Origin of the sequence: Stenotrophomonas sp. 22692 (assembly GCF_052045015.1) — a bacterium.
Lineage (GTDB): Bacteria > Pseudomonadota > Gammaproteobacteria > Xanthomonadales > Xanthomonadaceae > Stenotrophomonas > Stenotrophomonas geniculata.
The window spans coordinates 72,150-78,688 of sequence record NZ_JBQEMR010000002.1; the positions used below are offsets into that span (position 1 = coordinate 72,150).

8 protein-coding genes are annotated in these 6,539 nt (G+C 68.0%); 1 reads left to right on the top strand and 7 read right to left on the bottom strand.

Annotation, left to right across the window (positions count from 1 at the left end):
• Positions 1-73 precede the first annotated feature (73 nt).
• The 6 genes from trmD to ffh form a co-directional block, all read right to left on the bottom strand.
• The gene (trmD, locus tag ACTJJM_RS02625) at positions 74-832 is read right to left on the bottom strand and encodes a tRNA (guanosine(37)-N1)-methyltransferase TrmD (protein WP_010483254.1); all 759 of its coding nucleotides are present in this window, start codon (positions 830-832) and stop codon (positions 74-76) included.
• Positions 833-840: 8 nt separating this feature from the next.
• The gene (gene rimM / locus ACTJJM_RS02630) at positions 841-1,353 is read right to left on the bottom strand and encodes a ribosome maturation factor RimM (RefSeq protein ID WP_010483256.1); all 513 of its coding nucleotides are present in this window, start codon (positions 1,351-1,353) and stop codon (positions 841-843) included.
• A 44-nt stretch (positions 1,354-1,397) separates the two neighbouring features.
• The gene (gene rpsP, locus ACTJJM_RS02635) at positions 1,398-1,658 is read right to left on the bottom strand and encodes a 30S ribosomal protein S16 (protein WP_005415733.1); all 261 of its coding nucleotides are present in this window, start codon (positions 1,656-1,658) and stop codon (positions 1,398-1,400) included.
• A gap of 130 nt (positions 1,659-1,788) precedes the next feature.
• Entirely contained in the window at positions 1,789-2,571 is a 783-nt protein-coding gene (locus tag ACTJJM_RS02640) for an aminotransferase class IV family protein (RefSeq protein WP_010483262.1), read from the bottom strand.
• Positions 2,568-3,644 (bottom strand): NAD(P)H-dependent flavin oxidoreductase, encoded by a 1,077-nt coding sequence (locus ACTJJM_RS02645; protein ID WP_049411343.1) that lies wholly within the window; start codon positions 3,642-3,644, stop codon positions 2,568-2,570. Before ACTJJM_RS02645 ends, ACTJJM_RS02640 begins: the two co-directional genes overlap by 4 nt.
• Before the next feature lie 144 nt (positions 3,645-3,788).
• On the bottom strand, positions 3,789-5,165 hold the full coding sequence (gene ffh / locus ACTJJM_RS02650; protein ID WP_010483267.1) for a signal recognition particle protein: 1,377 nt from the start codon (positions 5,163-5,165) through the stop codon (positions 3,789-3,791).
• 122 nt (positions 5,166-5,287) lie between these two features.
• Here ffh and ACTJJM_RS02655 point away from each other — a divergent pair, with 122 nt between their 5' ends.
• Positions 5,288-6,082, top strand: coding sequence for a cytochrome C assembly family protein (locus ACTJJM_RS02655; RefSeq protein ID WP_049482736.1), 795 nt, complete (start codon positions 5,288-5,290; stop codon positions 6,080-6,082).
• A gap of 41 nt (positions 6,083-6,123) precedes the next feature.
• On the opposite strand, the gene ACTJJM_RS02660 is transcribed toward ACTJJM_RS02655, so the two are convergent.
• Positions 6,124-6,539 (bottom strand): hypothetical protein (locus ACTJJM_RS02660; protein WP_440865119.1); only part of this gene is annotated, 416 nt, incomplete at its 5' end.

Genomic DNA, 6,539 nt, shown 5'->3' on the forward strand with positions numbered 1-6,539 from the left:
TGTTTTGGGTACTGCGCGCGCCGACCGGGGTCGACGGGAATTGGCCATGATAGCCGATAAAGCCAGCCCTGCGCTAGGGGCTGGCCTTGTGTTTCGGGGCTTGGCGGGCCTGGTCCAGCAGTTTGCGGTCGGCCTTGCCCAGCGCCTGTTCATCCAGCAGGTCCGGGCGTCGCTGGGCGGTACGGACCAGCGACTGCTGGCGGCGCCAGGCCGCGATGGCCGCGTGGTTGCCCGAGCGCAGCACCTCCGGCACGTCACCCAGCGGGTGCTGGGCCGGCTGGCTGTAATGCGGGCAGTCGAGCAGGCCGAGGTCGCCCTCGAAGCTGTCCTGCGCCGCCGATTCCGCGTCATTCAGGGCACCGTCCTGCAGGCGGGCCACGGCGTCGATGATGACCGCCGCGCCCAGCTCGCCACCGGACAGCACATAGTCGCCGAGGGAAATCTCCTCGTCGACATTGGCTTCCAGGAAACGCTCGTCGATGCCCTCGTAGCGGCCGCAGAGCAGGACCATGCGCGGCAGGGCCGCTAGTTCCCGCACCTTGGCCTGGGTCAACGGCGCGCCCTGCGGGCTGAGGTAGATCACCCGTGCCGGCGTCGTATCAGCATCGCGGATCGCCTGCAGGCAGGCCTGCAGCGGCTCGATCAGCATCACCATGCCCGGGCCACCACCGAACGGACGATCGTCCACCCGGCGGTAGTTGCCTTCGGCGTAATCACGGGGGTTCCAGCCATGCAGGCTGAACAACCCCTTCTCCTGCGCGCGCCCGACCACGCCCAATCCGGCGGACTGGGCGAGGAACTCGGGAAACAGGGTGATGACGTCGAAACGCATGCTCACACTCAGAACTCGGGATCCCAGTCGACCACGACCAGGTTGGCCTCGAAGTCGACCGATTTGACGAAGTCCGGCTGCACGAACGGAATCATCCGCTCGCGGTCACCCCGGACCACCACCACGTCGTTGGCGCCGGTGCTGAACAGATGCGAGACCTGGCCCAGGGCAACGCCCTCGGTGGTCTTCACATCCAGGCCTTCCAGGTCCACCCAGTAGTACTCGTCCGGCTTCGGCGGCGGCAATGCACTGCGGGCCACGTAGATCTCGGTGCCGTGCATCGCTTCGACGGTATCGCGGTCCTCGACGCCGGGGAAACGGGCGACCAGGTGCTTGCCGCTGTCGCGGCCGCGTACACCTTCAATCGTGGTTTCCACGCCGGACGGGCTGCGCACGATCCACGGCTGGTAACGGAAAATGGCGGAACGTGGCTCGGTCCAGGACTCGAGCTTGATCTCGCCGCGCACACCAAAAGCGCCGACAACCCTGCCCAGCAGGATGCGGCGCTCGATATCTTTCATCTGCTTCAACCAAGAGGGCCACGCCGAAGCGTGGCCCGTCAGGATCAGGCCGCAGCGGCCTGGGACTTGGTCGCTTCCTTGATCAGGTTGCGGACCTTGTCGGTCGGCTGGGCGCCGTTCTTGACCCAATGGTCAACGCGGGCCAGGTCCAGCTCGATGCGCTTCTCGGCGCCCTGGGCGACCGGGTTGTAGAAGCCAACGCGCTCGATGTTGCGGCCGTCGCGCGCGCTGCGCACGTCGGTGACGATGATGTGGTAGAACGGACGCTTCTTGGCGCCGCCGCGGGTCAGTCGAATCTTGACCATGGTGTTTTTCCTATTGCCCAGTCGCCAGGATGGCGAGGTAAGCGGGCGATTATAGCGGCAGAGCCCGGCCGAGCCAACCCCATGGGTGACCAGCCTTCACGGTAGTGCTGGGCCATGCCCGGCGGGCTTTTCACCCCAAACCGTCCCAAGCCACCGCCGCAAGCACCGCTCTGCCCTGTTCAGCCAGTGCCTGCGAGCCGGGCAGGACATGCCCGTCGATGGCCTCCAGCGCCCACAGACCGCTGGCGTTGCAGGCAAAAGCGGCTTTCACGCCGGCCATATCCGCCAGCCGCAATGGCTGCGTGGCCTGCGCCCCCGGCCAATGCTGCTTCAGCAGCGCCTCGGCGGTCCCGCGCAGGGCCGGCGCCTGCGGCCAGAGCAGCCGTTCACCATCGTGCACGGCCAGGTTCCAGGTGCTGCCTTCACTCACGTGGCCATCGGCGGTCACGAACAGCACATCGTCGAATCCTTCCGCCATCGCCGCGCGGCGCTCGGCGAACAGGCCGAAGGTGCCCACATGTTTGATCTGCGGCAGTTCACGCTGCCAGGCCACGCTGCGCACACGCTTGGAGGCGGTCAGCGTCACCGGCGCGGACGCCGCCACCAGCACGTCCACGGGCACCGCCGCCAGCGGATTGCGGAAATCGAAGTGGCGCGAATACACCGTCACCCGCAACGAGGCATCGCCCTGCCCCGCTTGCCGCAGTGCCTGCACCATCCAAGCCCGCACCTGCGCCATATCCAGCTCGCTACCGAACAGCTCGCGCGTGGCATGCGACAGCCGCGCCAGATGCAGGTCCAGTCCCTGCACCGCGTGGTCGCGCACCTGCAGCGAGGTGAAGTGGCCGTAGTTGACGAGCGCCGGCAGCAGATCCTCCACCTGCGCCGGCTGGCCGTTGCAGGTCAGCGTCATCGCAGCAGTGCCTGCGCCTGGCTCCACATGCCGCGCAGCACGTCTGCGGCCGGCTGTGCCGGCGCCATCCACGCGGACTGCCCGGCCCAGGCCTGCATCGCGGCCAGGCGGTTTTCCTGCACGGCCTGCTTGCGCATCGGCGCGGTCAGGCCGCGCTGCACCGGGTACGGACGCGGCGCCGGGGCGCCTTCTGCGGCGGCGGCGCGCACGTAGGGTGTCGCCAGACCACGGCCCAGACGACCGCTGAAGGCACGGGTCGGCCAGGTGTCTTCCGGTTCGCTGGCGGCCAGCCCATCGGCCCACGCCGAGGCGATCGCCGCTTCCGGCGTGCGCAGGAACGCGGTGCCGATCTGCACGGCGCTGGCGCCCAAGGTGAGTGCGGCGGCGATACCACGGCCATCGGCGATGCCGCCGGCGGCAATCACCGGAATGTGCAGGTGATCGGCCAGCCGCGGCAGCAGCGCGAACAGGCCGACCAGCTGGCGCTCGGCCATCGCCGGATCGAATGAACCACGATGCCCACCCGCTTCCACGCCCTGCGCCACCACGGCATCGGCGCCGGCATCCTGGGCAGCGCGTGCTTCAGACAACGTGGTCGCGCACGCGATCCAGGCGATGCCGGCGTCCTTCAGCTGCTGCACGTGGCGCGGCAGCAGCACACCCATGATGGTCGAGGCCACCGCAGGACGCGCCGCCAGCAGCGCGGCGAACTGTTCTTCGAAGTCGGCGGGCGTGGCATCGGCGGCGCTGGCCGGCACGTCCGGGCCCCACTGCGCGAGGAAGGCGCGGCTGGCGGCCTCGGCGGCAACGTCACGGGTCGGCACGGGGTCAGGCACCCACAGGTTCACCTGTGCCGGGCCGGTGGAGGTCGCGCGGAAGTCCTCCATCCAGCGACCGATATCGGCAGATGACGACAGCACCGCGCCCATCGCCCCCATGCTGCCGGCATTGGCCAACGCGGCCGACAACGGCACCGGACAGGCGCCTGCCATCGGTGCCAGCAGGATCGGAACGGAAACGTCAAAGCGCCGGCAGAACGCCTCGACGCGGGAAGATACAGCGGAACTCTGCATGACGGCCCATCGTTTCGGACAGGCCCCCATGGTGCGCGCAGGGCGGGGGTAGAGTCGAGCCTGCCCGGCGGCTTGTTGCGTCGCCTGCGCGCCGCCGCCCGAGCACAGGCTCGAGCGCTACATCAGACTGCGACCGGGCCGTCATCAACGGAACGGCATGCCGCGGCCGCCCATGGCGCCCATCATGCCCTTCATGCTGCGCAACATGCCCTTCATGCCGCCGCCAGCCATCTTGCTCATCATCTTTTCCATCTGCATGTACTGCTTCATCAGCTTGTTGACGTCGGCCGGGGTCACGCCCGAGCCCTTGGCGATGCGCGCGCGGCGCGAGCCGTTGAGCAGGTTCGGATTGCGCCGTTCCTTCTTGGTCATCGAGTTGATGATGGCGATCATGCGCGGCACTTCCTTGCCCTGGCTGACCTGCTGCTTCAGATGGTCGGGGATGTTGCCCAGGCCCGGCAGCTTGTCCATCAGGCCGCCGATGCCGCCCATGTTCTGCATCTGCTCGAGCTGGTCACGCATGTCGTTCAGGTCGAACTTCTTGCCCTTGGCGACCTTCTCGGCCAGCTTGGCGGCCTTGTCCTTGTCGACCTGCTGTTCGACCTGCTCGACCAGCGACAGCACATCGCCCATGTCGAGGATGCGGCTGGCGATGCGGTCCGGGTGGAACACGTCCAGGCCTTCCGGCTTTTCGCTGACACCGACGAACTTGATCGGCTTGCCGGTGATGTAGCGCACGCTCAGCGCGGCACCGCCGCGGGCGTCGCCGTCGGTCTTGGTCAGCACCACGCCGGTCAGCGGCAGCGCATCGCCGAAGGCCTTCGCGGTGTTGGCTGCGTCCTGGCCGGTCATGGCGTCGACCACGAACAGGGTTTCGGCCGGGTTCACCGCCGCGTGCAGGGCCTTGATCTCGGCCATCATCGCTTCGTCGATGGCCAGGCGGCCGGCGGTATCGACCAGCAGCACGTCGACGAACGACTTGCGTGCATCGTCGATGGCGGCGCGCACGATGGCTTCCGGCTTCTGGTCGGCGCTGGACGGGAAGAACAGCACGCCGACCTGCTCGGCCAGGGTCTTCAGCTGCTCGATCGCGGCCGGACGATAAACGTCGGCCGACACCACCATCACCTTCTTCTTGCGCTTTTCCTTCAGGTGCTTGGCCAGCTTGCCCACCGTGGTGGTCTTGCCGGCACCCTGCAGGCCTGCCATCAGAATGATGGCCGGGGCCGGGACATTCAGGTTCAGGTCGCTGGCTTCAGCCCCCATCACCGCGGTCAGCTCGTCGCGCACGACCTTGATCAGGGCCTGGCCCGGGGTCAGCGACTTCAGCACTTCCTGGCCGACCGCGCGCACCTTGATGCGCTCGATCAGGGCCTGTACCACCGGCAGCGCAACGTCGGCTTCAAGCAGCGCGATGCGCACTTCGCGGGTCGCCTCGCGGATGTTCTCCTCGGTCAGGCGGCCGCGGCCACGCAGGCGCTCGATGGTGCCGGAAAGGCGCTGGGTCAGGGACTCGAACATGCGGCGCAACCTGTCTGAAAGCGGGGGACAATAAGGCAGACAGTATAACGGGTCCGCTCGCCTCCCCGGACTGCGACCACGGGGCCGTCGCCACTATCGCAGGGGTATGCGAAACTGCAACGATGACAATCGTTCTCATCGCCGTCCTGCTCTACCTGGCTGCCAGTGCCCTGCTGGTGTGTGCGCTCGGCCGCGATGAAAGCACCGGTTCCCCCATCTGGCTGTGGCCCGCCCTGCCGGCGATGCTGCTGCATGGCGGCTACCACGTGATGGTGGCGATGCGTACCAACGGCGGGCCGGACATGCACTTCTTCGCCGCGCTGTCGCTGGTCGGCCTGGGCATGGCGTGGCTGACCTCGCTGGTGGGCGCGCGTGGGCGGATGTCGGCACTGGGCGTGGTGGTGTTCCCGTTGGCCGCAGTGCTGCTGCTGGCCTACCACGGCTACGGCCACGAACCGAGCAAGGTGCTGGGCTGGCGCCTGGCCAGCCACGCCTGGCTGGCGCTGCTGGCCTACGCCACGCTGAGCATCGCTGCGCTGCTGGCGATCATGCTGTGGCTGCAGGAGCGCGCACTGCGCCGCCGCGAGTTCCGCCCGTGGCTGCGGGCGCTGCCGCCGCTGGCCGACCTGGAATCGCTGCTGTTCCGGGTGATCACCGTCGGCTTCGCGCTGCTGACCCTGACCCTGGTCACCGGCGTGCTGTTCGTCGACGACCTGCTGGCACAGAAGCTGGTACACAAGACCGTGCTGAGCGTGCTGTCGTGGATCGTGTTCGGCGTGCTGCTGATCGGCCGCCGCCGCTACGGCTGGCGCGGCATGAAGGCGGTGCACTGGACGCTGGCGGCGATGCTGTTGCTGCTGCTGGCGTTCTTCGGCAGCCAGTTCGTGATCGAGCTGGTGTTCGGGCATTCGCGATAGGCGGTGTGCCGACCAACGGTCGGCACCCACCGGCGCTAACGTCAAGGCTGGGCCAGGATCTTCCGCACCGAACGGCCGCTGTTGGTGAGGATGTCATCGACCTGCCAGCAGCCCTGCCCCTGACGCACCATCGATAGACGGGTCACGTAGGCCTTCTTCCAAACCGAATAGCGCATCTCGACCTCGCCGGCGGTGGCCGACGCCTCTTTCCAGCTGTAACGCACCGGGGTTTCGATGTCGCCGTCCTGCGCATCCAGCCACGGATCGGAATCGATCGTGCAGATGCCCTCTTCGCGCTGCTGGCAGGCGCGCTCGCCGCGCAGGGCCTTGCCGAAGCCGGGGCTGACCAGCGCGGGCGGCGGTTCCAGCAGGTCGCCATCGCCCGTCGTCGCTTCGTAGAACGCGCGGGCCACAGCTGCCGGTTCCTGGCAGGCGGGCGCGGCCTGTGCTGCTGGCG

What these genes read in the sequence shown, in the direction of transcription:
- rpsP (WP_005415733.1), bottom strand. Translation starts at nt 1,658, where the DNA reads ATGGTCAAGATTCGACTGACCCGCGGCGGCGCCAAGAAGCGTCCGTTC.
- rimM (WP_010483256.1), bottom strand. Translation starts at nt 1,353, where the DNA reads ATGAAAGATATCGAGCGCCGCATCCTGCTGGGCAGGGTTGTCGGCGCT.
- ACTJJM_RS02655 (WP_049482736.1), top strand. Translation starts at nt 5,288, where the DNA reads ATGACAATCGTTCTCATCGCCGTCCTGCTCTACCTGGCTGCCAGTGCC.
- trmD (WP_010483254.1), bottom strand. Translation starts at nt 832, where the DNA reads ATGCGTTTCGACGTCATCACCCTGTTTCCCGAGTTCCTCGCCCAGTCC.
- ACTJJM_RS02645 (WP_049411343.1), bottom strand. Translation starts at nt 3,644, where the DNA reads ATGCAGAGTTCCGCTGTATCTTCCCGCGTCGAGGCGTTCTGCCGGCGC.
- ACTJJM_RS02640 (WP_010483262.1), bottom strand. Translation starts at nt 2,571, where the DNA reads ATGACGCTGACCTGCAACGGCCAGCCGGCGCAGGTGGAGGATCTGCTG.
- ffh (WP_010483267.1), bottom strand. Translation starts at nt 5,165, where the DNA reads ATGTTCGAGTCCCTGACCCAGCGCCTTTCCGGCACCATCGAGCGCCTG.